This is a genomic window from Bifidobacterium subtile (assembly GCF_000741775.1).
GTDB lineage: Bacteria > Actinomycetota > Actinomycetes > Actinomycetales > Bifidobacteriaceae > Bifidobacterium > Bifidobacterium subtile.
Genome location: NZ_JGZR01000008.1, coordinates 85,167 through 107,631, shown reverse-complemented (window position 1 = coordinate 107,631; position 22,465 = coordinate 85,167). Strand labels below are relative to the sequence as shown.

Below are 22,465 nucleotides of genomic sequence, written 5' to 3'. Positions count from 1 at the left end.
AACGTGCGCTTCTTGACGAGCGATTCCACACCAGCGTGACCGTGCTGGGATCTGAGCTGGGCGGACGAGGGGATGGCGAAGGCCCGGTCTTCGGCGTGAAGGATCTTATCGCGGTGCAAGGAGTGCCGCGCTATCTCGGTTTCGACCACCGTGATGGGCGAAAGCAATCTGAATCATCCGAGTCTGCGAACTGCGTTTCGCTGCTACGCAATCACGGCTACAGGCTGTATGCCACGCAGAAGACCCCGCCGTTGGGATTGGGATTGACGGATGTCGATACGGTGTATCCTGCGATGCCAGGTGCATATCCAGGAGGTTCCAGCACCGGCGGCGCGGTCGCGGTCAGCACGGGCATCACTGATGTGGCCTTGGGAACTGACTCTATGGGATCGGTGCGCAAACCGGCTGCACTCAACGATATTTGGGGATTCAAGCCTGTTCATGGCAGTTACCCCTCTGATCATATTTACGACACGTCGCCCGGTTTTACTGATGTTGGAACGCTTGCACGCAATCTGGAGGGGCTGGAGGCACTCGATCGCATACTGAACTTGAGCAGTGCAGGCCACGATTCTGCCGAGAGGGGGGCGGAATTCGATGTTGCTCCCGTCAATGTTGTGCCCATCGACGATGCACTGATGGACCCTGCTGTCAATGCGCAATACCAGCGTGCTCGCGTGATGCTGAGCGAGGATAACGACATTCGTCTCGAATCGTCCGCTATTGATTGGGAGCAGCTAGCCTACCCAGCTGATATCGCCGCCACTGTCGGCAATTATGAGCTGATGCGAGCAGTCCGGCAGGACGAAACCTCGGGACCATGGCTGCGCCGCGAAATCAACGGCTACGTCAGCCGGTACGTGAGCAATCCGACAGTGCTCGGCAGCGACTATCGGCAGGCTCTGCAGAAGAAACGGAACTACGTACAGCACATGGGGCAGCGCTTCCCTGACGTTGTCGTGATCACGCCCGCCCTGCCGCAGCGGCCGCCCAGCCTTCCCTGGAGCAACCGATCGGATATGCTGCGCCGGCTTACGAGATACACATCGCTGGCCAATGTGCTGGGCACGGCTAGCATTTGCATTCCGACGCGCCGCAGCAGATCGTCGTTTCCCTATGATTTCGGGCTGCTGCTCACGTCGCTTACCTCAACAATCACGCACCGTCAGCTCTTTGAAACCGCTCGCATGATACGCGATGCGGTTTCGGCTGCATGACAGATGCATAATAGAAAGGAAATCACCATGAATACCGCTCGAAGAGTGCTGATAACAGGAGGCGCCTCCGGCATCGGCGCTGCAACGGTAGGTCTGCTGCGTTCGCAAGGCTGGCAGGTGGCCGTGCTGGACATACAGCATGCCGACAACAGTGCCTTGTCGTTTATCTGCGATTTGCGCGATCCCGCGCAGGTGGAGCATGCAGTGCATGAGGCCACCGAGACAATGGGCGGACTTGATTGCCTGATCAATGCAGCTGGCGTGGAATCCGTTCACAGTGTGGCTGAGCTCGATGTGGAAGAATGGGATCGCGTGATCAACACCAATCTTCGCGCTCAGTTCCTGACGATCAAGGCAGGCGTCGAGGCTCTGAAAGCGGGGGATTCGGCATCCATCGTGAACGTGTCTTCACAGCTCGCCTCGGTCGGCGCGGATCGTTTCAGCGCGTATACCGCATCCAAAGCCGGCATACTTGGGCTTACGCGGTCTCTAGCTATTGAGCTCGCCAAAGACGGCATCCGCGTCAACGCGGTCTCTCCCGGCGCGGTGGAGACGCCGCTGCTGGCGCGGCAATTCGAAGGAGGTAAGCGCGGACCGCAGGGAACGATCGACGATCTTATCGCCCAGCATCCGATCGGCCGTCTGGGCAAACCGGACGAGATCGCGCAGGTCATAGCGTTTCTGGCATCTCCGGCATCGTCGTTCGTGACCGGGGCCAATTACGTTGTCGACGGCGGCTATACGGCTATCTGATCGAGGGGCAGGCAATCATGTTTGATGTAGTGCTGAACAATGTTCGTCTCACGCCTGTAAAGGATGGTCCGACGACGGATATCGGAATCAAAGACGGCCGGATCGCCGCTGTGGAAACAGGCTTGCAAGGGGCTGTCAGCGTTGATGAGGGAGGGCGCTTCGCAAACGGCGGCTTCATGGAAAGCCACCTGCATTTGGAGAAAGCCTTCCTCTTGGACAGCATGCCCCGCGATGCGCATACATTGGCAGACGCGATTGACATCACCGGCGAGATGAAACGCGGCTTCACCTGCGAAGACATGGCCAAACGCGCTTGCAAAGTGCTTGACCGTGAGATCGCATTCGGAACCACGGCTGTGCGAGCGCACGTCGAGGTCGATGACACGCTGCAGCTCAAAGCCATGCAAACCGTGCTGCGGCTGCGCGAGGAATATCGTGACCGGCTGCGGTTCCAAGTCGCTGTTTTCCCGCAAGAAGGCATCTTCAGACAGAGCAATGTCAAGCAGTTCATGCACGCGTCGCTGGAAATGGGAGCAGACGTCGTAGGAGGCATCCCGTACAACGATCCCGATCCCGCCGAGCACCTCGATTTCGTATTCGCGCTCGCCGAGGAATTTCACAAGCCAGTGGATGTTCACATTGATTTGTCCGACAATCCGGAGCAGCTCGATATTCTTTCGCTGGCCGATCACGCGATTGCACACGGCATGCAGGGGAGCGTCAGCGCCGGGCACATGACTTCGCTTGGTTCCGTGCCTTTGGACAAGGCGGCGCGTATCGCAGACCGCATCGCCGAAGCGGGCATCTCCGTCGTCTGTTTGCCGATGACCGACGTGTATCTCAACGGACGCGATGACCTTCAAGCTCCCCGGCGTGGCATCACGCCCGTCAGGCTTTTGCAGCAGCATGGCGTGAACGTCGTCGTCGCCACGAACAACATACAGAACGCGTTCACTCCTTTCGGCAATGGCGATCCGCTCAACGCGGCGAACATGCTTGCCGAAATGGCGCACTTCGGATCGGCGGAGCAGCAGCATGACGTGATGGACATGCTCACAGTCAACGCCGCCAAGGCGAACCACATGGGAAGCGGTGCAATAGAAAAAGGTCAGAGCGCGAACATCGTGGTGTTCGACACCCGCAATGAGCGCGACGTGCTGTTGGAGCATGCGCCGGTATGGATGTCGTTCTATGAGGGGAAGCGGGTGAACTGAACGCTGGTGGGGCGCGGGCTCATTGATGCGTTGATTGCTCGATGCGCCTGCGTACCTCGACCATGTGCTTGCGCATGGTCTCTTCGGCGAGATCGGGATCATGCAGGCCGATCGCCTCGGCGATGGCGTTGTGCTCCTCGACCGAGAGCCGCTGCCACTCGTCGTTGGAGTGGGTGAGCACGCGCTCTTCGCGAGTCCATTCCGCGGTCATCGTCACGATGGCAGCCATAATCGGGTTGTGCGAGGCTTGGGCAAGCAAGGCATGGAAGGTGATGTCAGTATCCGTGGCGTCTTCCTGATTCGATGCCGTCTCGGTTTTGGCCACGGCCTCTTTGATCTGCAGCAGGTCGGCCGCAGTGGCGCGCAGAGCGGCGAGCCTGGCGATGGTAGGTTCAATGGTATAGCGCAATTCGGCCACATATTCGGGATTGCTTTTTGCCGTCATCGCACGCAGATCCCATTCGTCGCGAGGCGGTTCCAAAACGATGGTTCCGTTGCCTTGCACCCGTCTGATGAGATTCTTGTTCTCCAGCTCCAGCAGGGCATCGCGCAAGGTGGAACGAGATACCTGGTATCGTTTCGCGAACGCCCGTTCCGGCGGCAGCTTGGTGCCCGGCTGCAGCGTGCCGGTGATGATGCGCCGTTCCAAGTCTGCTGCGATTTGCGTCGCTGCCGGTGTCTGTGTCGCCTGGGAGCCGTAGACGGTGGAAGTCATCAGGTGGTGCCTCTTAAAACTAGCTGGTATGACCAATCAATCATACAATCAGTGAATCTTTGGTGCGAGTCGCAGCTGCGAATCACCCCCCCCCCCATTCCCCGCAGCAGAGGCAATTTCGGGAAAACATGTTTCCCAAAGGTAACAGAACGTTTCTTTCGCGCAACATCCCACATCCTATAATTGGTCCTACCAATTAAGCGGATCGTTACCGGTAAGGAGCAAAGCATGACGCGTTCATCGATCTCAGTGTCCCTTTGTCAAATTTCGCCAGCGAATTCAATTCACCGAGCATCACCTATTGGGATCATTATGACTTTGCGCATCGCACCGCGAAGACGTGGGGCCTCGATCCCGCCGACTTTCCCGAGCCATATGTGGGGAGTGCGGGAGAGGAGCTTTCTCTTTCCTCTCATGCCGGCACACATATTGACGCTCCCTGGCATTTTGGGCCCACCACGGCCGGAGAACCTGCAAAAACCGTCGACCAGATTCCTCTTGAATGGTGCTACGGCAACGGAGTCGTGCTTGACTTCAGTACGACGAAGAAAACCGCGGAACCCATCGACGAAAACGATATCAAGGCTGCGCTTGATCGACTGCATTACACGCTGCAGCCCAGCGACATCGTGATGATCCGAACAGGAGCCGAGGATTATTGGGATACGCCGACCTATAACGAGATGGGCACCGGGCTTACGGCATCCGCTGTCGTCTGGCTGGTGGAGCACGGCGTGCACATGATAACAACGGATGCGTATTCGCTTGATATTCCCTTGAAGTACATGGCCGAAAAGCTTAAGGATGGCGACAAGGACGGCTTTTTCCCTGCGCATAGGATTGGGCGCGAAGTCGAGTATGTCCATGCCGAAAAGGTGATCAATCTTCGGCTGCTCCCTGCCACTGGCTTCAAAGTCTCGCTCTTCCCGATCAAAATTCGCAAGGGAAGCGGCTCCTGGTGCCGGGCCGTTGCGATTTTGGATGATTAAGGATAAGGAACGGCACCGTGAACAATCTCTTGTCGATGCCCGCCAGCGAATTGGTTCAACGACTTTGCAGCCATGAATGCAGAGTTACCGAAGTCGTTCAGGAATCATTGGATTCAATCCATCGGTTGGATCCGGCTCTCGGGGCCTTCATCAGCGTCGATAGCGATGGAGCGCTCAGCCGCGCGAAACAGCTTGACGGCCATACAGGGGAATGCGGCCCTCTCCATGGTCTGCCCTTTGCCATCAAAGACGTCACCGACGTCAAAGGTTTGACGACTACGTTCGGCTCCAGGCTTTCGGCGAAAGGGCCTGCGCAGTCAGACGCCTTGTCCGTGGCCCGTCTGAAAGCCGCCGGTGCGGTCATCGTCGGCAAAACGAACACGCCCGAATATGCATTCGGCGCGGTATGCACGAATCTCATCAGGGGGACGACGTGCAATCCGTGGGATACCGCGCTGACCTCTGCGGGATCCAGCGGAGGCTCAGCTGTAGCCGTGACGAGCGGCATGGTATCGCTGGCGCAGGGCACCGATCTGGGAGGAAGCGTCAGAACTCCGGCCGCATTTACCGGCTGCGTCGGCTTTCGCCCGACGCTGGGTCGTATACCAGAACCGCAAAGCCTGCTGGGATGGGAGAGAATCGCCACGCAGGGGGTGCTTGCACGTTCCATTGCGGATGCACGGCTTATGGCAACCGTCATGTCCGGGAATGATGCCCGTGATCCGCTTGCCTTCGGGGATCGCGAACATGAATGCGAATCCTTGCCGAAACGATTCCATGCAGCGGCGAGTCTCACGCTCGGCGGCGAATATGACGTTGACGGTGAAGTGGCCCAGCGTTTTTCCCGGGCGATAGACAAGGCGTCGGAGATTATGGATGTCGACGAGGATCATCCACAGGCAGGCGGAGCTTCACAGGCTTTCTGCACACTCAGCTATGCCCAGACGTGGTACGAGTTTCGTCACCTGCTCGAAGCGCATCCGGAATTGGCCACCGAGCCATTCAAATGGAATGTCGCGCAAGGCGAAGGCGTTTCTCTTGAGTCCTATCTGAGTGCGCAAGAGGAACGCACGCGTTTTTATCGTGAGCTGCAACACTTCTTCGAGCGGTATGACCTGCTTATGGTTCCCAGCGCAAGCGTGATGCCGTTCCGGAATGATAGCGGCGAGGTCGCCACGGTAGGAGGGCGTCCGACACGCAGGATAACCGATTATCTGGAATGCACATATCTCTTTTCTCTTGCCGGCTTTCCTTCGGTGTCGCTTCCTGCTCCGAAAATGCCCGACGAGCTGCCCTTCGGCATCCAGCTCATCGCCAGACCATGTCATGAGGATCTTCTATTCAGCGCTTGTGCGCTGCTCGAAAGCGAAGCGGGCTTCGTCCATCAATGGCCGCCGATGTGCTTGGACTAAGCGCTTGGACTAAGTGGATCTGGTGCTGCCGTTGACGTTGCGAAAGTAGGTGTGGATGGGACGCAGCCTTGACAATGCATGCCTGACACGGGTCCGATGGCGCATTGCAATTGCCTGACTTGCCGCGAAATGGCATTTCAGCGGCGCAGCCAACTTAGCGAGAAACCCCAAACGACAGTGGGCTGAGTATTCTGGCTAGCAGAGGCAAACCCCGCATGGGGAGGTTGGCTGTCGCGGATGCGGCGGCTGTTACGGATTCGTGAGGATTGACATGGTCAGGAAACGCATAGCAGTGCTGTATGGCGGCAAGGCCGATGAGCATTCCATCTCCTGCATTTCGGCCGCCGGAGTGCTGGCTGCGATGGATGACGAGCGCTTCGAGGCGGTTCTGATCGGCATCACGAAACAAGGAGAGTGGCTGACCGGCTGCACGGATCCGCGCGATTTCGATTTCGAGCAGCAGGCGCTTCCCGTCGTAAGCGCCGGGCCGGGCACGAGCCATGTCGTGCTGGATATGGCGTTGGGGGCCGACGGCTTCTTCGCGCGTGATGAGCATAGCGGCGCGGAAGGGCAGAGCGCGCTGACTTCGTTGGGCCATATCGATGCCGTGCTGCCGATATTGCATGGGCCTTACGGCGAGGACGGCACCGTGCAGGGGCTGCTCGAAATGCTGGGGGTGCCGTATGTGGGCTGCGGCGTATTCGCCTCATCGGCGTGCATGGACAAGCACTTCACGAAAATTCTGCTTAAATCCGCCGGCATACCGGTTGCGCCCGGCATCACTCTCGATGCGCGTCCTTATGCGGCCGCTGATACCTTTGCCGCGAACGGCGACGACTTCATCACCAAGGTGCGTGCAGCCGGATTGCACTATCCGTTGTTCGTCAAGCCTTCGCGTGCGGGTTCGAGCTTCGGCGTGACCAAGGTTGAGCGCGAGGGCGATGCCGCTGAACTTGCCGCCGCAGTGCGTGAGGCGTCCCGGCATGATTGGAAGGTGCTGGTCGAGCAGGGCGTCGATGCCCGGGAGATCGAATGCGCGGTGCTTGCCCCGCGCGCCGACCGGGATATTCTGGCCAGCTGGCCTGGCGAAATCGTGTTGGACCGGCGCGAATCCGGCAATGACCAGTTCTACGATTTCGACAGCAAATACATGGATTCAGATGCCTCGCATGTGCAGGTGCCGGCCGATCTGCCCGGCGAGATGCTTGATCGGGTGCGCGAAACGGCGATCAAGGCCTTCAAGGCGGTCGATGGCACCGGCATGAGCCGCGTGGACACCTTCGTGGGCGCGGATGGCAGCATCGTCGTCAACGAGATCAATACGATACCTGGCTTCACGCCGATTTCGATGTATCCCAAGGCTTGGGAGGCGACCGGCATCAGCTATGGCGAACTTATCACGGCGCTGATCGACGGCGTGCTTGAGTCCGCATAGCCTAGGCGCGCCCATAACCTGGGCGGCAACCTCGGCTGCAGATGTTACCGTGATGGTAACCGTTATCGTGACTGTGCCCATATGCATGCGAGCGCAGGTTCGGATTCGAGGCCGGGCGCGAACAGGTCCGAACGCGAATGCAGAACGTGAACACAGAATGCGAAGGCAAGCCGCAATGACGGGGCACGAAACCCAAGGAGAACCGTGATGAACCACAAAGGCCGCCCCGAAACCCGATCCGTTCCCGGCTATGACCCTAGGCTTGGCTCGCCTTGGTGGAAGCATGCCCGCAGCCGGTTTTCCGTCGTGGGATTCGCACTCAGCGTGATGCTGGTCATATGGATTGCGCTGGCCATTGCAGTCTCCTTCGGCGTCGATGCCGCGCTGCCCGCGTTTGGCATCGACGCAAAGAAGGTCCCGATCTGGGTGAATCTGCTGGCCTCCAACGGGCCGTTGTACGTGATTGCGATGCCTGCCGCAGTGCTGATGCTTCGCGCGATCCCGAAGCTGCCGACAAGACGTTTTCCGCTGGGCGGCAGTCGTTTCTTCGCGTTGCTGATCATGTGCGTGCCGATTATGTACGCCGGCAGCATCATCGGCATCGTGCTTTCATCGCTGCTGTCGGGCGGCACCGCAGTCAGCGGCATCGGCGAGCTCGCCTCCTCGCTCGACCCGCTGATGGCATTCGTGTTCATGGTGCTTGTGGCGCCGGTGTTCGAGGAATGGATATTTCGCAAGCAGATCATCGACAGGCTGCGGCGCTACGGCGAGAAAACAGCCATCGTGGTTTCGGCGCTCGCCTTCGGGCTCTTCCACCAGAACCTATTCCAGTTCTTCTACGCATTCGGCATCGGACTGGTGTTCGCATACGTCTACATGCGCACCTCGCGCTTGCGCTATTCGATTGCGATGCACATGATCATCAACTGCAACGGCGGCGTGGTAGCGCCGTGGGTCGCGCGCCAGATCGACCCCAAGGCGCTCGAATCGCTGCAATCCGCGGGCGCTCAGATGCAAAGCCAGTCGGATTCGCTGAAGCTGCTGCAATCCATTGATCAGGGTTCGCTCGCAGGTCTCGCCTGGGTCATGCTGTATGGATCGGCGATGCTGGCGTTGATTGTGGCGGGCATCGTGCTGCTGATCGTGTGGCGCAAACGCTTCGAGTTCTACATCACCCCGGAGGAGCTGCTGCGCGGAACCCGTTTCCGCACCGCGGCGGTCAACCCCGGCATGATTGTCTACGGCGTGCTATGCGTGGCGATGGCGGCCTGGAATCTGTTCTTCCACGGATGAATTTGTGGATGAGGTCGATGATTCCCGCCTCTTGCAATGCGATTGGAGCGCGGCGTCGGCTCATTGCCCGATGGCGGCACGCTGCTCGATGAATTCGGCATCGGCCAGCGCACGCACGGCTTCATCGCGCACGGTGCCGAGCATCACGCCGGGCTTGGCGAAAAGCAGCACCTGCCCCTCGATGCCGTAGGGGGTGAATCCGGTGAAGTTCACTCCTGCCGGAATATCAGGGTTCGTGTCATCCGCAGTCACGCGCTCGACTGCTGCAGTGATGCGCCTGCTGATGTCGGTCAGGTCGCTTCCCGCCTTGGCGGTGAAAGGAATGATCACGCAGCTTTCGGCTGCTGGCGTGAGGCGTTCGAGCAGCGAGGTGTTGAGCACGGAATTGGGAATGACGAGATCATTGCCGCCCCGCTCGCCCACGACGGTCTGACGCCACGTGATGTCCTTGACTGTGCCGGTCACGCCTGAAACGGTGATGACATCGCCGGGGGTGATGACCTTTCCGAGCATCAGCCCGAAGCCGCCGATCACATTGGCGATCGTGTCCTTGAGCCCGAGCGAAATCGCAAGGCCGCCGACGCCGAGCGCTGTGATCAGCGTGGTCGGATTAACGCCGAACACAGGCCGCAGCACGATGGTGGCCGCGAACAGCCAGATCGTCAGCCGAGTCAGATTGATGAAGATCGAAGCGTTGGGCACCTGCGAGCGTTCCAGAAGCTTGCGCAGCAGACGGCTGATGATATTGCTCAGCACCGCTGCCGCCAACGCCACCGACGCGAGCAATATGATTCTGTCGGCGTTCGTTTGCAACCACTCCAAGATCGTGTGCATGCGCCTGTCCTCGCCTCCGGTCGTTATGGTTTCCTGATCTTATGTGCCAAGTCTAGCCGCCGCGTCGGAGCTGGGCTGAGCTATTCGAGTATCCGTTGTCCGGCGGTGCCTCCGCGGTGTTCCATGCGATTTTTGCGCAATGCCTCCGCGCCGCTGCGTTTTCGTCCAACGGCCTTCGCTCAAGCTGCCTTCATGCGGTTTTCGCGCCGCGTTTTACGCAATGCCCTTGGTGACGGCGTTCCGCCACTCGGCGAGCTGACCGAGCAGCTGGCGCTTGCGTTCCTCAGCTGCGAAGGAGTGCTTGATCGAGTTCTCGGCGAAGCCCGCAAGCTCGTCGGCACCGAAGCCGATATCGGCGAGCGCCTGGTAATTGGCGCCGATGTAGCCGCCAAAGTATGCCGGGTCATCGCTGTTCACGGTCACGGCGACGCCCTGATCGAGGAAACGCCGTATCGGCAGCTCGCGCAGATCGTCGACTACCTGCAGACGCCGATTCGACAGCGGGCACACGGTAAGTGCTATGCCTTCGCGTGCCAGCCGGGCAGTGACCTCGGGGCTGTCAATGGCGTGGATGCCGTGGTCGATTCGTTCTGCATGCAGCAGATCGAGGGCCTGCGTCACGTAATCGGCCGGGCCCTCTTCGCCCGCATGGGCCACGCAATGCAGTCCCATCGCCCGGGCGTGCGCGAAGCACTCCTCGAACAAGGATGGCGGGTAGCCTACTTCCGCGGAATCCAAGCCGACGCCGATCAGGTCTCCGGCCCTGTGCTCGGCCAGATCGATCATGCTCCGCGCGGATTCGACGGGCTTGTCGCGCACGATGGACAGGATCAGCCCGCCGGAGATGCCATAGCGCTCTTCGCCGATCGCGAGGCCTTCGAGCAGACCGGCCATCACCATGTCAAAGTCAAGGCCGTTGTCCAGATGCACCTGCGGGTCGAAAAAGATCTCCGCGTGGCGCACGCCGTCCGCGTGGGCACGTTCAAGATAGGCCAGCATGAGGTCGCGGAAATCGTCGGCGGTGCGCAGCACGGCCATCAGCTGGTAGTAGAGGTTCAGGAATGACTGCAGATTCTCGAAACGGTATTGCGCGCGCAATTCGTCCAAACCGTTCCAAGGCAGCTGCACGCCGTTGCGTCGCGCCAAATCGAGCGCCAGTTCCGGCTCCAGCGTGCCCTCGATATGCAGGTGCAGCTCCGCCTTGGGCATGGCGAGCAGAGTGGATTCGGGAGCGGCGTCTTGCCTGCTGGGGCTGGTCGATGCGTTCGTTGGTGTGGATGTGCTCAATGTGATATCCCTTCCGAGTGCGCGGTGGCGCGGCCGTCGGCGATTGTGCGACGGCCACAGGGCGATGCGATCTTCCGACCAGTGTAGGCGCGCTGTGTGAATGTGACGCTGTGTGAATATTGCACTGTGCGAATATGACGCTGTGTGAATATGACACCGGGGTCGCGGCGCTGCGGAATCGTGGTTGTGATTGGTTGGGTAAAGGCGTTTGCGCAAGTACAGGAAGCCGCGCAGAGACGGTGGATATGGTTGCGTACAAGAAGTCTTGTAAACGCAATTGCGTGAGGGGATGCACGGGGGAAACGTCTTATCGCGTCGCATCCTTTCCGCCGGAGTCCCGTGCGCCGCCTCCGCGCTGAGTGCGCCGACGATAGGCCCATGTCGATCTGATCAGCAGATTGACGGCGAATCTGATGTTGCGCCGGTCCTCGTCCGAGAGTCCGGCGAAGGACCCGATCATCTCGGGCAGCGCCTTGGGCAGGGAACCCAGCACGCCGGAAAAGTGGTCGGTGCCGCTTGCGGCGAGAATCGAGAAGAGGGCGTCGACGGAGCGTTGGCGCTGCTCGTACGACAGGCTGCGCAGCCACTCGTTGAGCGAGGTGTTGAAATACTGCGAGCTGGGCGCGATGGCGGGGAGCACTTCGAAAGCGCCGTCCTGCACCTGCCATGAGAACGCCATATGCTGCATGATGCCCTTCTGGTCGGATCGCACCACGACGCAGGGCTCCGGGGTTTCCAGGATCATGCCGACAATGGACGAGTCGGGCACGATCTTCTCGACCTTCGGCACGACGGCCTGGTAGATCGGGCTGGTCACCACCTCGTAGGGAAAGCCCGGACCGTCGAGCGAGAAGACGCGCGTGATGCGCTCCTGGATTTCGGCGGGGGCGTTCATGGCGGCGTACACGGCGAGATTGCCGCCTTTCGAGTGGCCGAGCAAAAGAATAGGCCCGGGCCACACCGCCGCCACCGTCTGCAGATAATCGTTGGCGGATTCCTGCGCGGGCACCGGGTATTGGAAGGCCATGTTGAAGTCTTCCTTCCATCCCACGAAGGAGTCATCGGTGCCTTGGAACGCGATGATCAGCGTGCCGTCGGGCAGCCGCATCGTTTCGGCGGCGAACTGCGTCTGACGCTGCGCGCTGAAGCGCTGGTCATAGGCCGAGACCCGTATCGCACTGAATCGCGAGGAGCCGGCAACCGCGGCGTACAGCTCATTGGTAAGCTGCGGGTCGGCGAATCCGGTGACATCCGCCTGGCTGGAGGTGGCGTGAATGGCATGCTGCCGCACGAGACTGGCATTCGCTTTGGCAAGCGTCGGACCGTCGAATGGAGCCTCGCGCAGCATGCGCAGCGAAGCGATCGGGTGATGTGGATCGAACAGCCGCGCCCGGGCTGAAAACGTGCCGTACTTCGTCGTGATGTCGGACAGGCGTGGCACGTCGTCGGGCATGATGCGGTACGCGAGCGAGGCAAGCACCAAGGCGTCGACCGCGCCGAAGGGGCGCTCGGCGAAGCCGCGCGTCTCCTCGCGCACATAGTCGATGATATTGCCCATGGCAGCCTCCTGCATCATTTGCGATGATAATCGCTGCGCGTAACCGCGCGTAGCGAACCAGCGCAGAGCATAGCCGCTGATTGCGCTTGCGGATGCAGACGATGACGGCGAGACGATGACGGCGGCGTAGACGCGCGGGCCTACGATGAGCATATGGATATTCTCGTTGGCGGATTCGGGCCTCTCAATGGCCAGACATGCAAAGGCGTCGAGCGTTTCGAGCTCGCGCTTGGCGCCCAGAACGCTGCTGCTGTCGAAATCGGAGCTGCGGGCAAAGGCAAGAGCGTGGGAAACGGGCGCGCCGTCCAAGTGCTGCGGCGCGATATGCTGGCCGAGCTGCCCTCGCCCACATGGCTTGAGCGCGACGGCGACATGCTGTACGCGGTGCTGGAGAACACCGGCGAAATCGCCTCACTGCGCATCCAGCATGATGGCGAGGGGCTCCATGTGCGAGCGCTGTCCCGAGTGCCGGTGCAGGGAGACGGGCCGACCCATGCCGCAGTGGCCATCGACGATGAAGGCCGCCGACGTCTTGTCGTTGCGAACTACGGCGACGGAAGCATCGCCGTGCACCCGATCGGCGACGATGGGTGCGCGATGCAGGGAACGCAGTTGCTGCGCGGCGAGGGACATGGGCCGATGCCGGCGCAGGCTGGGCCACACGCCCACTGGGCGCTGCCGTTGCCGGACGGGCGCGTGCTCGCCACTGATCTGGGGGCCGATCGGATCTACGTGCACCAGTGGAATCATGGTGTGCTGCGTCGCATCGGCGCGGTGACGCTTGCACCGGGCACCGGACCGCGCGACATGCATCTCATACCTGCGAATGACGGCGGCTGGCGCGTCGCGGCGGTCGGCGAGTGGGGGAACTCGGTCACGCTGCTGGCGTGCGAGGATGCCTCGGAAGACCCTTCTGAGCGCGAACACGCTGCGGGCGGCGATGACTTCCGCATCGTGCAAACCATTGACCTTGGCGGCGATCCCGGCGATCAGGCCGCGTCGCTGGCCTATGTGCCGTCGTCTTCCGCATGCGCCGCCCGTTCCGCTCGCCCTGCTCGCGCGAAAGAGACCACGCCGGCCTCTGCGGGCTTCGCCTATATCGGCTTGCGCGGGTCGGAGCGCATCATCACGCTGGCCTGGGATGGCGAGCGATTCGCGCGGCTCGCCGAGCCTGCAACGCCCGGCTGGCGCGGTCGCGGCGTGCCGTGCGGCGGCAGGCGGCCCCGGCAGCTCGTCGCCCTGGGTTCGATCCTGTTAGCAGCCGATGAGGCTTCCAACAACATCGCTGCCTTCGATCTTCTCCCCACTGGCGAGCCGCGTGAATGCGCCCGATTCGACGCCGATTCGCCCACGGCGATTCTGCAGGCGTGACGGGCGGCTCCCTCAGTCAGGCTGTTTTCCTGGCTGCTTTCCCGATAGCGGACAGGTTCGTGCGTTCCCGCACGCAAAACGCACAAAGCCAACCAGCACTAGGAAAACAGCCACGTCTGTTGGACGTATTTATGCGTGTCAAACGCTGAAACGCAGGAATACATCCAGCATCGGGCGGCAACTGGCCGATTGGCCTGGGATGCCCGGCTTTATTCGTTTTCGCTGTGCTCGTGGTCTTCGGCCAAAGCCATCGCCTCCTGGCGATGAGGGCAGTCGGGCACGCCTGCGATATGGCGCTCGATGGCGAGCGAGGATGCGGCATTGGCGATGCGCACTGCGTCGGGCATCGACCAGCCTTGGGCGAGCATCGCGCAGAAGGCTCCGGTGTGGCAGGCGCCGGCCGAGCGGGTGTGCGCGGGCTTGACCGGGAACCCCGGCACGTGGGCCACGCCGCCGCCCGGCTCGCGCACCCATGCGCCGCGCGATCCGGCGCGCAGCACCAAAGGCGCGCGCAACGCCTCGCCGAGGGAGCCGCACAGGCCCTCCATCGCCTCGTCGAAAGCGCCTCCGACCGTGAGCTTTCTGGCGTCGCCCTGCGGAACGCCGAGCCGTTCGGCCAAGGTGTGCGCCTCCTGCCGATTGCAGGACCAGATCGGGCGGGCCAGCACCACGTTTTCCAGCAGTTGTTCGCTGACCAGCTCCAAAGCGTTCGTGGGACTGAGCACCAGCGTGTAGGGGCGGTCATCGGGGTCGGGCGCCGTGCGCGCGAAGAACGCCTCGATTCCGGAGGAGGAATGATCCATCAGCGTGTTGCCGCTGATATGCACCACATCGCCGTCCCTCGGCTCGATGGCGTCGAAGGTGTTGGCGTCGCCCTGCGATTCCGCGCCATAGGTGGCGATGAAGGTTTTGCGCTCGCCGTCGTTGAGCACCAGGCGAAACCCGGTGTCCGAATCCAGCCGGTCTTGCCCGATGTGGTCGATCTTGTCGCGTGATAGGGCCTCGCGCACAGCGGTGCCCCACATTCCGCCGCCGATGATGCCCGCATGCCTGGTGGGCGAGCCCATGCGGCTGGCAGCCTGCAGCACGCGGAAGCTGCCGCCGATGGTCGCGTTGACCTGCTGCGAGACGGTGAATCCTCCGGAGGGCGGTATTTCGTTGACATCCATCATGACGTCGACCCAGATCTGGCCGAGCGAAAGCACCGAAGCGGCCAGAGGTCGGCTTGGGCTCCTGAACGCTCGTGATATGAATTCGTGCAGCATTGCAACCTCCTTCAGTGTGACGAGCCATAGCCCATAATTGAATATGGCGTTACGTGCGGTTCTTCTTTTGTAGCTTTCGCGTATGAACGTTACCTGAACGCTTCAGCGCTGAGCGGACGGCGGGGCGGTTGCCGCACAGACGGTAGCGGCGTCGCTGTTGGGTGCTGGCGGGATGCGGGAGTAGTCATGACGGACGGGACAATCGATCCGGCTGCCATCCGGATTTTCGTAGTTGCGCAGTTCGGATTCCTGCGGTTCAGAATAATTCGGATTGCAGTATGAAGTATCCGTCGACCGGTTCCGCTGCTGAATTTGCGTTATGTCGACCCGTATTGTATAGTTGTGTGATTGTGTGTTCAACAGCATGCGTGCATGCGTGTGGTTGTTGATCGCCGAGACTTGCAAGTCAAAGAAATTAGGGAGTCCATTATGGCAGCTCGTTGCGCAGTGTGCGGCAAGGGACCGCAAACCGGTTACACCGTTTCACACTCACATATCCGCAATAAGCGCACCTTCCGTCCGAACCTGCAGCCGGTCCGCACCACGATCGACGGCGAGAACGTCCGCGTTCGCGTCTGCGTCAAGTGCATCAAGGCCGGTAAGGTTCAGCGCGTGGCCGCGTGAGTCGCGAGTAACCGCGATTCGAACCCCGAGGGCGTCATAGCCTTCGGGGTTTTGTGTATTCGGGATTATGTCCCATTGGTGACTCTCATCCCTCGTTAGCGGCACAAAAAGGGCATTATTCCTCCAATTCTGCCCCTTTCGTGACGCTCAGGAGCGGGAATACGTCACACATGGGGCATTGTTAAAGATAAGCGGCCTCCTAACGAGGGGCTGCACGGTGCAGCGCGGCAGCGACGATGCCGGCAGGTCAGTACTCGGTGTCGCGCTGCTCGAGGACAATAAGGAACTATGAGCGTTTCACTGAGTACCCCGATTTCGTCATTGATGACGAACAAGCGGCGGGTCAGTGCGCTCAAATCCTTGGGACTCATAACGGTCGGCGACGCACTGACCTATTACCCGTTCCGCGTGACCGAGCCGGTTGCGCTCAAGGCGTTGCGCGAGGCTCGCGCAGGGCAGCCGATGGCCTTCGCCGCCCAAGTGCGGCAGGTGCGCGTGGTGCCGATGAATGCCCGGCGCGGGTTTCGGCTTGAGGTGCTGGTCGATGACGCGGATTTCGCGCGGACCAGAAACATCAACGGCGCCATCGCCCGGCTCGTGTTCTTCTCCGGCAAACGGCAATACATCGACTGGCTCAGCGCGCGGATGCGCTCCGGCGCGGATGTCGTCGTCGCGGGGGAGCCTACGGAGTTCAACGGGCAGCTGCAGTTCACGCATCCTGAGGTGCTGACGATTGACCCTGATCCGCGCGGCTCTGCGAGATCGGGGGGTGCCGCATCAGACAAGGCGGCGGCGAGGCGCATGTATGACGCCGATACCGAAGAGGAGGCCCTGCGTCGGGTATGCCGGCCTCGACCCGTGTACCATGCCATCTCGCGCATTTCCAGCGAGCACATCCACGAGGCGATTCTAGGATTCCTGGATGCGTTGCAGGGCGGCGTCGTCGCTGCCGCCGATGCCGGGCTGCGGTCCGCAACGACTGGCCCAGCGGATGTCGATTCCGCTCGATTGCGCAGCGATGCCGCGCAGGGCGTTATCGCAGATGGCGCTGTGCGGAACGGCGCTGCGAAAGATGATGACACCACGACAGCCGATGCCTCACGACCTGTCGATGTCGCCGACGCTGACATCGCGGAAACCTCGCCTGGCGCAGCGGCCATGCGTCGGGCCGTTCCCGACGTCATCCCCGAATCGATTCGTGCCGCGCATGGCCTCATGCATCGAGCGCAGGCTTTCCTTGCCATCCATGACCCGCAGTCGACCGGGGAATTCCATCAGGCCATCGCCACGCTGCGCTATGAGGAGGCACTGATCTCGCAGACCGCCGTGCTGCAATCGCGCCAGCACACGCGCCACACGCGCTCCCGTGCGTGCGTGGATGATTCCCTGCGGGACATGTTCATCGCCTCCCTGCCGTTCAAGCTGACCGGCGGCCAGCGCAAGGTCATTGACGACGTCGCCGCCGACATGGCGCAGAGCTATCCCATGCAGCGGCTGCTCCAAGGCGAAGTGGGATCAGGCAAAACCGTGGTGGCCGTCTGCGCGATGCTGCAGGCCGTGGGCGCGGGGTATCAGGCCGTGCTGGTAGCGCCGACGCAGGTGCTCGCCGAGCAGCATTACCAGACCATATCGGCGATGGTCAACGGCGATTCGATGCAGGTGGCGGTGACGCTGCTCACCGGCGGCATGCGGCTGGCAGCCCGCCGCAAAGCCTTGGCGCGGGCTGCAAGCGGTGAGCCGGGCATCATCATCGCCACGCATGCCGCGTTCTCTTCGACATTTCAGGCGCCGAACCTCGCGCTGGTGGTTATCGACGAGCAGCATCGCTTCGGCGTCGAGCAGCGCGAATCGTTGCGCGATCAGTCGGAGCTGACGCCGCATCTGCTGGTGATGACGGCGACGCCCATCCCGCGCACCGCCGCGATGACATGGTTCGGCGATCTGGACATCTCGTGGCTCACTGAATTGCCGGGAGGCCGCAAGCCGATCAGAACGGTTGTCGTGCCGGAAGCCGATGCGCGGACGATGGCGGCCATGTTCGCGCATGTTCGCAGGCGCATCGATGCAGGGGAGCGGGCCTACGTGGTCTGCCCGAGAATCGATATGGACGAGGACGCGGACAGCACGGGTGGCGCGGGCGAAAACGAAGACGGCTTCGAGGCCTTCGATGACGGCTCGGGCGACGAACGGTCGCAGGCTGCTGGGAGCAGTCGTTCGAGTGCTCGCCGCAGCGGTGACGGCAACGCGGACGGCTCGGAGGGCGGCAAACCCAAGCCGCCGCTGCACGCGGTCGCGGAAATCGCGCAGCGTTTGCAATCGTTGCCCCAATTCGCGGGTATCGCATTCGCGACGCTAACCGGCCGTGACGATGACGCGACCAAAACGCAGGTCATGGCCGACTTCTCCTCGGGCAGGACGCCTGTGCTTGTGGCCACCACGGTGATTGAGGTCGGCGTAGACGTTCCGCAAGCCAGCTGCATCGTGATATTCGACGCCGACCGCTACGGGCTGTCCCAATTGCATCAGCTACGTGGCAGGGTCGGGCGCGGCGGCACTGATTCCTGGGCGTTTCTCGTCTCGCGCGCCGAACCGGACAGCATCGCGGCTCAGCGGCTCGAAGTCATCCACCACTCATTGGACGGGGCCGAGATTGCGCAGGCGGATCTCGAACTGCGCGGAGCGGGCGATGTGCTTGGCGACGCCCAGTCCGGGGGCAAATCCGGACTCAAATTGCTGCGCGTGGTCAAGGACGCCGCAATCATCGCCGATGCCCGCGCCGATGCCGACGCGCTGCTTGATGCCGATCCTGATTTGAGCCATGCGGTGCAATTGGCGGGTGCAGTGCTCGACTTCACGCGCGGCGGCGAATCGCAAATCGTCAGCAGCTGACCCGCGGATCATGCAAGTGGTTCGCGACGCCGCTCGCCGACGCCCACGCGTTTATACTGGTGTCGATGAGACTGCGAATTGATTTGGCCTATGACGGCGGCGGATTCCATGGCTGGGCGAAGCAGCCGGGCCTGCGTACGGTGCAGGGCGAGATGGAGACGGCGCTGCACCGCATTCTGGGCGTTCCCGACAATGACGAGCGGGAGCCGCTGCGTCTCGTCGTGGCCGGGCGCACCGACACGGGCGTGCATGCGAGCCATCAGGTGTGCCATCTCGATCTGCGGTCCGAGACGTTGTCCTGCTGCATCGGCCATATGAATGTGCCGGCTATCGAAGCGCTGCTGCGCAGGCTGCGGCATTTTTTGCCGAGTGACATTGCGATCCATGGCGTCAGCGAAGCCCCTGAGGGCTTTGACGCGCGGTTCTCCGCGCTCGAACGGACCTATGTCTTCCGCATCGCCGATGGCGCGTATGAAACGGATCCTCGGCTGCGCGGCTTCGTGCTGACGATGGACGGCGAACTCGACATCGATGCAATGAATCAGGCCGCGGCGATGATGGTCGGGCTGCATGATTTTGGTTCCTTCGCTACGCCGAACCCCGGCGGCACCACCATACGAGAGGTCAAAGCGGCGTGTTGGCGCCGCGTCGCCGTTCGCCCGCTCATCGAGGATTCACCCGTTGAGGATCCGCCCATCGGGCAGAGCCCGTCCGGGCAGAGAGCTGTCGGCCAGTCGCGCATTGAGCAGACGCTCGTTGGGCAGGCCCCTTCTGAAAATTCACCGCAGGAGCGCCATCGCACGCCTGCGGTCGAGTCCGGGCTGGTGTGCTTCACCATCGTCGCGGACGCCTTCGCGCATAATATGGTGCGCTCCCTGGTTGGCGCATGCGTGCAGATCGGCTTGGGCAAGCGCACGCTGGACTGGTTCTCGGGCAAAATGGCGCAGCCGGTGCGCGAGGGATCCACCGGGCCCATCGCGCCGCAGGGCCTTACGCTTGAACATATCGCCTACCCGCTGGACGAGGAGCTGGGGGCGCGGGCCGAGCGCATCCGGGCCAGGCGCGTGCTGCCGTGATCGGTGCGCCATGCCGCTGCGCCCGCATCCGCGTCTATATCCACGCGTGTTCCGTCCGGCTTTGCCAGCTGCATCTTTTCCGTGCGCGTCTGCGCCGCCATGCTCATTCTCCGAGCCGCGCCCTGCCCGCGCCTGCTCGCTTCTCGTGACATATGTTCGTAACATAGCCACGCGCCGATGGTAATGCGTGGTGGTTAGCGTTGCCAAGGAAATCGCAAGGAAGCATGCCGCGTCGCACGTCGTGGCATGGCGCTGTGACATTGCAATAATTCGCGTCAGGAGTTTCGAATGGCAGTAAATTCAGTGCATCAACTGACGGGGGAGCTGGTCGATCGCAGGGAGGGGATCAATCGCGAACTCAGCCGCAACGGGGTACGCTTCGGGGTCTACAAGGACGGCGAATATCGCGATCGGCTCTTCCCCTACGATCCGATCCCGCGCATCATCGAATCCGATGAATTCGACCAGCTAGAGGCCGGCCTCAAACAGCGCGTCAACGCGCTGAATGCGTATCTTCGGGACATCTACGGCGACAAACGCATCATCGCCGACAACGTGATTCCCGGCGAATACGTCTACACCTCCGCAGGCTACTTCCCGCAGGTCAACGGCGTGACGCCTCCCGGCGGGATCTTCGCGCATATCGCCGGCGAGGATCTGGTGCAGGGCGAGGACGGCCGCTGGTGGGTGCTCGAGGACAATCTGCGCATCCCCTCGGGCGCCAGCTACCCGCTGTTCGCCAGGGACGTCGAGCGCCGGACCAATCCCAAGCTCTTCCGCCAGCTGCACGTGCGCGACAACCGCGACTACCCGCGGCTGCTGCGCAAGGCCATGGACTTCGTCTCCACCGATGGCATCGCGGTGGTCTTCACCCCGGGCCGCTACAATTCCGCGTTCTTCGAGCATGCCTATCTGGCCGAGAAAACCGGCGCGGTGCTCGCCTTCCCCGAGGATCTGGAAGTGCTCGACAACCGGCTGTATCTCCTGGATTACGCCGGCCGACGACACCGTGTGGGCGTCATGTACCGCAGGATGTCGGACGAGTTCCTCGACCCCTTCGCCTTCAACCCCGATTCGGTCATCGGCGTGCCGGGACTGCTCTCCGTGTATCGCTCAGGCAATGTGGCCATCGTCAACGCCCCCGGCAACGGCGCGGCCGACGACAAGGCGATCTACTACTTCGTGCCGCGCATGATTCGCTACTATCTCAACGAAGAACCGATTCTGAACAACGCGCCGACCTATATGCCGATGTTCGAGGAGGACCGCCGCGAGGTGATCGACCGGCTCGGCGAGCTGGTGATCAAGGATGTGAGCGAGGCGGGCGGCTACGGCGTGGTCTTCGGTTCGAGCCTCGACAAGGCGCATCGTCAGGAGCTCGCCGAACGCATCGAAAGCGAGCCTCGGCGCTTTATCGCACAGGAGGTCATCCAGTTCAAGGACATCAACGTCATCGACCCGGTCACCGGGGAGGAAACCCCGCGCAAATGCGATCTGCGCGCCTTCGTGGTGACGGGCCAGAACACGCATGTGTGGTATTCAGGCCTGACGCGCTATTCTTCGAAGCCCGGCGAGATGATTGTCAACTCCTCGCAGGGCGGCGGATTCAAAGATACTTGGATTCTGGCCCCCGGCGCGCCGAAGGACAGCGAGCAGCAGGATAGCGTGTCCGCAGAAGACGCGGCCAGCCTGATCGCCGATTCGCAGCAGCCGCACACGCTCTCGCTGGTCACCGCATCGAAGGCAGACAACCTGTACTGGCTCGGACGCTACACGGAGCGCGCATTCACCACGCTCGCGCGCTTCTTCCCCTTCTACGACCGCGTGATGGACACTGATGTGGACGCCTTCCGCCCCTTCGCCCAAGCGCTCGACCTGCCGCAGGATTTCGGCGACTTCGACGACTTCATCCACTCCTTCCTCTACGACGGGCAGGACCCGAACTCGGTGCGCAGCGCCGTGGTGCGCGCCTTCGACAACGCCGTGATCCTGCGCCCGGAACTCAGCTCGCGGCTGCTGCAGCACATCGAGCTCGGCGTGACGAACATCACCGATGCGGCTACGCGCTCCGCCAGCGCCGAAGACATCTACAAGCAGCGAGACATCGAAGACAACATGCTCACCTTCTGGGGCGGCGTGGAGGATTCCGCCATCGATGCGACGCTCAAGGCGTCCATCTTCATCGGCAAGTACATCGAACGCCTCGATCTGTACACGCGCCTTCATCTGGCGCCTGAGGAGCTTACCGCGCCGCTTACGAAGCTGGAGACCTACGCTCATATGCTCGATGGTCTGCCGCTGCCGCAGTGCTTCGCGGCCGGCGTGGGCTGGCTCTCCGAGCAGCTGCCCGCGCGCGGCTACGCTCAGCTGGCCGAGCGGCTCAACGAGTTCCGCAGCGATTTCGAGGGCAGGTCGGTGCTGGGGCATTCCGAAGACGGCATGCTCAGCGCCATGAACATGGACGCTCGTCGTCCGTGAGGCGCGCACGGGTCTGGGCGATTGACGGCTGCGCGTGCGCGGCTTCGCCAATCGC

Annotated in this window: 17 protein-coding genes; 12 read left to right on the top strand and 5 right to left on the bottom strand. The window is 61.8% G+C overall.

From position 1 onward, the window contains the following. Positions 1 to 35 precede the first annotated feature (35 nt). From BISU_RS08645 to BISU_RS08635, 3 genes are read left to right on the top strand one after another with little or no spacing between them, the layout of a single operon-like run. Positions 36 to 1,217, top strand: a complete 1,182-nt coding sequence (locus BISU_RS08645; RefSeq protein ID WP_161787755.1) for an amidase family protein — start codon at positions 36 to 38, stop codon at positions 1,215 to 1,217. A gap of 27 nt (positions 1,218 to 1,244) precedes the next feature. After that, positions 1,245 to 1,970 (top strand): SDR family NAD(P)-dependent oxidoreductase, encoded by a 726-nt coding sequence (locus BISU_RS08640; protein WP_024464202.1) that lies wholly within the window; start codon positions 1,245 to 1,247, stop codon positions 1,968 to 1,970. Between the two features lie 17 nt (positions 1,971 to 1,987). Continuing rightward, a complete protein-coding gene (locus tag BISU_RS08635; protein WP_024464203.1) occupies positions 1,988 to 3,184 on the top strand; it encodes an amidohydrolase family protein in 1,197 nt (398 codons plus the stop codon). A gap of 19 nt (positions 3,185 to 3,203) precedes the next feature. Here BISU_RS08635 and BISU_RS08630 read toward each other — a convergent pair whose 3' ends face one another. After that, positions 3,204 to 3,899 (bottom strand): FadR/GntR family transcriptional regulator, encoded by a 696-nt coding sequence (locus tag BISU_RS08630; protein WP_024464204.1) that lies wholly within the window; start codon positions 3,897 to 3,899, stop codon positions 3,204 to 3,206. A gap of 239 nt (positions 3,900 to 4,138) precedes the next feature. Between BISU_RS08630 and BISU_RS08625 the strand changes: the two genes are divergently transcribed. From BISU_RS08625 to BISU_RS08610, 4 genes are all read left to right on the top strand, one after another. Then, on the top strand, positions 4,139 to 4,888 hold the full coding sequence (locus tag BISU_RS08625) for a cyclase family protein (RefSeq protein WP_033503191.1): 750 nt from the start codon (positions 4,139 to 4,141) through the stop codon (positions 4,886 to 4,888). 35 nt (positions 4,889 to 4,923) lie between these two features. After that, positions 4,924 to 6,300 (top strand): amidase, encoded by a 1,377-nt coding sequence (locus tag BISU_RS08620; protein ID WP_226839188.1) that lies wholly within the window; start codon positions 4,924 to 4,926, stop codon positions 6,298 to 6,300. A 271-nt stretch (positions 6,301 to 6,571) separates the two neighbouring features. Then, positions 6,572 to 7,735 (top strand): D-alanine--D-alanine ligase family protein, encoded by a 1,164-nt coding sequence (locus BISU_RS08615; protein ID WP_024464207.1) that lies wholly within the window; start codon positions 6,572 to 6,574, stop codon positions 7,733 to 7,735. 207 nt (positions 7,736 to 7,942) lie between these two features. Continuing rightward, complete coding sequence (locus BISU_RS08610; RefSeq protein ID WP_033503190.1) at positions 7,943 to 9,028, top strand: CPBP family intramembrane glutamic endopeptidase; 1,086 nt, start codon at positions 7,943 to 7,945, stop codon at positions 9,026 to 9,028. 60 nt (positions 9,029 to 9,088) lie between these two features. On the opposite strand, the gene BISU_RS08605 is transcribed toward BISU_RS08610, so the two are convergent. The 3 genes from BISU_RS08605 to BISU_RS08595 all read right to left on the bottom strand — a co-directional run bounded on the left by BISU_RS08605 (position 9,089) and on the right by BISU_RS08595 (position 12,860). Beyond that, a complete protein-coding gene (locus tag BISU_RS08605; protein WP_024464208.1) occupies positions 9,089 to 9,862 on the bottom strand; it encodes a mechanosensitive ion channel family protein in 774 nt (257 codons plus the stop codon). A gap of 213 nt (positions 9,863 to 10,075) precedes the next feature. Continuing rightward, positions 10,076 to 11,149, bottom strand: coding sequence for an adenosine deaminase (locus BISU_RS08600; protein WP_226839094.1), 1,074 nt, complete (start codon positions 11,147 to 11,149; stop codon positions 10,076 to 10,078). Positions 11,150 to 11,456: 307 nt separating this feature from the next. Continuing rightward, positions 11,457 to 12,860, bottom strand: coding sequence for a DUF2974 domain-containing protein (locus BISU_RS08595; RefSeq protein WP_226839093.1), 1,404 nt, complete (start codon positions 12,858 to 12,860; stop codon positions 11,457 to 11,459). On the opposite strand from BISU_RS08595, the gene BISU_RS08590 reads away from it, so the two are divergent. Further along, positions 12,861 to 14,078, top strand: coding sequence for a lactonase family protein (locus BISU_RS08590; protein WP_024464211.1), 1,218 nt, complete (start codon positions 12,861 to 12,863; stop codon positions 14,076 to 14,078). It begins immediately after the preceding gene. A 209-nt stretch (positions 14,079 to 14,287) separates the two neighbouring features. Here the strand turns inward: BISU_RS08590 and BISU_RS08585 are convergent, their stop codons facing one another. Next, positions 14,288 to 15,343 carry a PfkB family carbohydrate kinase gene (locus BISU_RS08585; RefSeq protein WP_051246252.1) on the bottom strand — a complete coding sequence of 352 codons (1,056 nt, stop codon included), beginning with the start codon at positions 15,341 to 15,343 and terminating at the stop codon, positions 14,288 to 14,290. Positions 15,344 to 15,772: 429 nt separating this feature from the next. Between BISU_RS08585 and rpmB the strand changes: the two genes are divergently transcribed. The 4 genes from rpmB to BISU_RS08565 all read left to right on the top strand — a co-directional run bounded on the left by rpmB (position 15,773) and on the right by BISU_RS08565 (position 22,410). Beyond that, positions 15,773 to 15,967: a 50S ribosomal protein L28 gene (gene rpmB / locus BISU_RS08580; protein WP_024464213.1), complete on the top strand. Its 195-nt coding sequence runs from the start codon at positions 15,773 to 15,775 to the stop codon at positions 15,965 to 15,967. Positions 15,968 to 16,255: 288 nt separating this feature from the next. After that, positions 16,256 to 18,856 (top strand): ATP-dependent DNA helicase RecG, encoded by a 2,601-nt coding sequence (locus BISU_RS08575; RefSeq protein WP_024464214.1) that lies wholly within the window; start codon positions 16,256 to 16,258, stop codon positions 18,854 to 18,856. Between the two features lie 65 nt (positions 18,857 to 18,921). Continuing rightward, the gene (locus tag BISU_RS08570; protein WP_033503188.1) at positions 18,922 to 19,932 is read left to right on the top strand and encodes a tRNA pseudouridine synthase A; all 1,011 of its coding nucleotides are present in this window, start codon (positions 18,922 to 18,924) and stop codon (positions 19,930 to 19,932) included. Between the two features lie 288 nt (positions 19,933 to 20,220). Then, positions 20,221 to 22,410, top strand: coding sequence for a circularly permuted type 2 ATP-grasp protein (locus BISU_RS08565; protein WP_024464216.1), 2,190 nt, complete (start codon positions 20,221 to 20,223; stop codon positions 22,408 to 22,410). Positions 22,411 to 22,465: the final 55 nt, after the last annotated feature.

Coding starts and splice junctions, on each gene's coding strand:
- BISU_RS08605 (WP_024464208.1), bottom strand. CDS start 9,862: ATGCACACGATCTTGGAGTGGTTGCAAACGAACGCCGACAGAATCATA.
- BISU_RS08575 (WP_024464214.1), top strand. CDS start 16,256: ATGAGCGTTTCACTGAGTACCCCGATTTCGTCATTGATGACGAACAAG.
- BISU_RS08630 (WP_024464204.1), bottom strand. CDS start 3,899: ATGACTTCCACCGTCTACGGCTCCCAGGCGACACAGACACCGGCAGCG.
- rpmB (WP_024464213.1), top strand. CDS start 15,773: ATGGCAGCTCGTTGCGCAGTGTGCGGCAAGGGACCGCAAACCGGTTAC.
- BISU_RS08595 (WP_226839093.1), bottom strand. CDS start 12,860: ATGCTCATCGTAGGCCCGCGCGTCTACGCCGCCGTCATCGTCTCGCCG.
- BISU_RS08615 (WP_024464207.1), top strand. CDS start 6,572: ATGGTCAGGAAACGCATAGCAGTGCTGTATGGCGGCAAGGCCGATGAG.
- BISU_RS08640 (WP_024464202.1), top strand. CDS start 1,245: ATGAATACCGCTCGAAGAGTGCTGATAACAGGAGGCGCCTCCGGCATC.
- BISU_RS08620 (WP_226839188.1), top strand. CDS start 4,924: ATGCCCGCCAGCGAATTGGTTCAACGACTTTGCAGCCATGAATGCAGA.
- BISU_RS08570 (WP_033503188.1), top strand. CDS start 18,922: ATGAGACTGCGAATTGATTTGGCCTATGACGGCGGCGGATTCCATGGC.
- BISU_RS08565 (WP_024464216.1), top strand. CDS start 20,221: ATGGCAGTAAATTCAGTGCATCAACTGACGGGGGAGCTGGTCGATCGC.
- BISU_RS08590 (WP_024464211.1), top strand. CDS start 12,861: ATGGATATTCTCGTTGGCGGATTCGGGCCTCTCAATGGCCAGACATGC.
- BISU_RS08585 (WP_051246252.1), bottom strand. CDS start 15,343: ATGCTGCACGAATTCATATCACGAGCGTTCAGGAGCCCAAGCCGACCT.
- BISU_RS08635 (WP_024464203.1), top strand. CDS start 1,988: ATGTTTGATGTAGTGCTGAACAATGTTCGTCTCACGCCTGTAAAGGAT.
- BISU_RS08610 (WP_033503190.1), top strand. CDS start 7,943: ATGAACCACAAAGGCCGCCCCGAAACCCGATCCGTTCCCGGCTATGAC.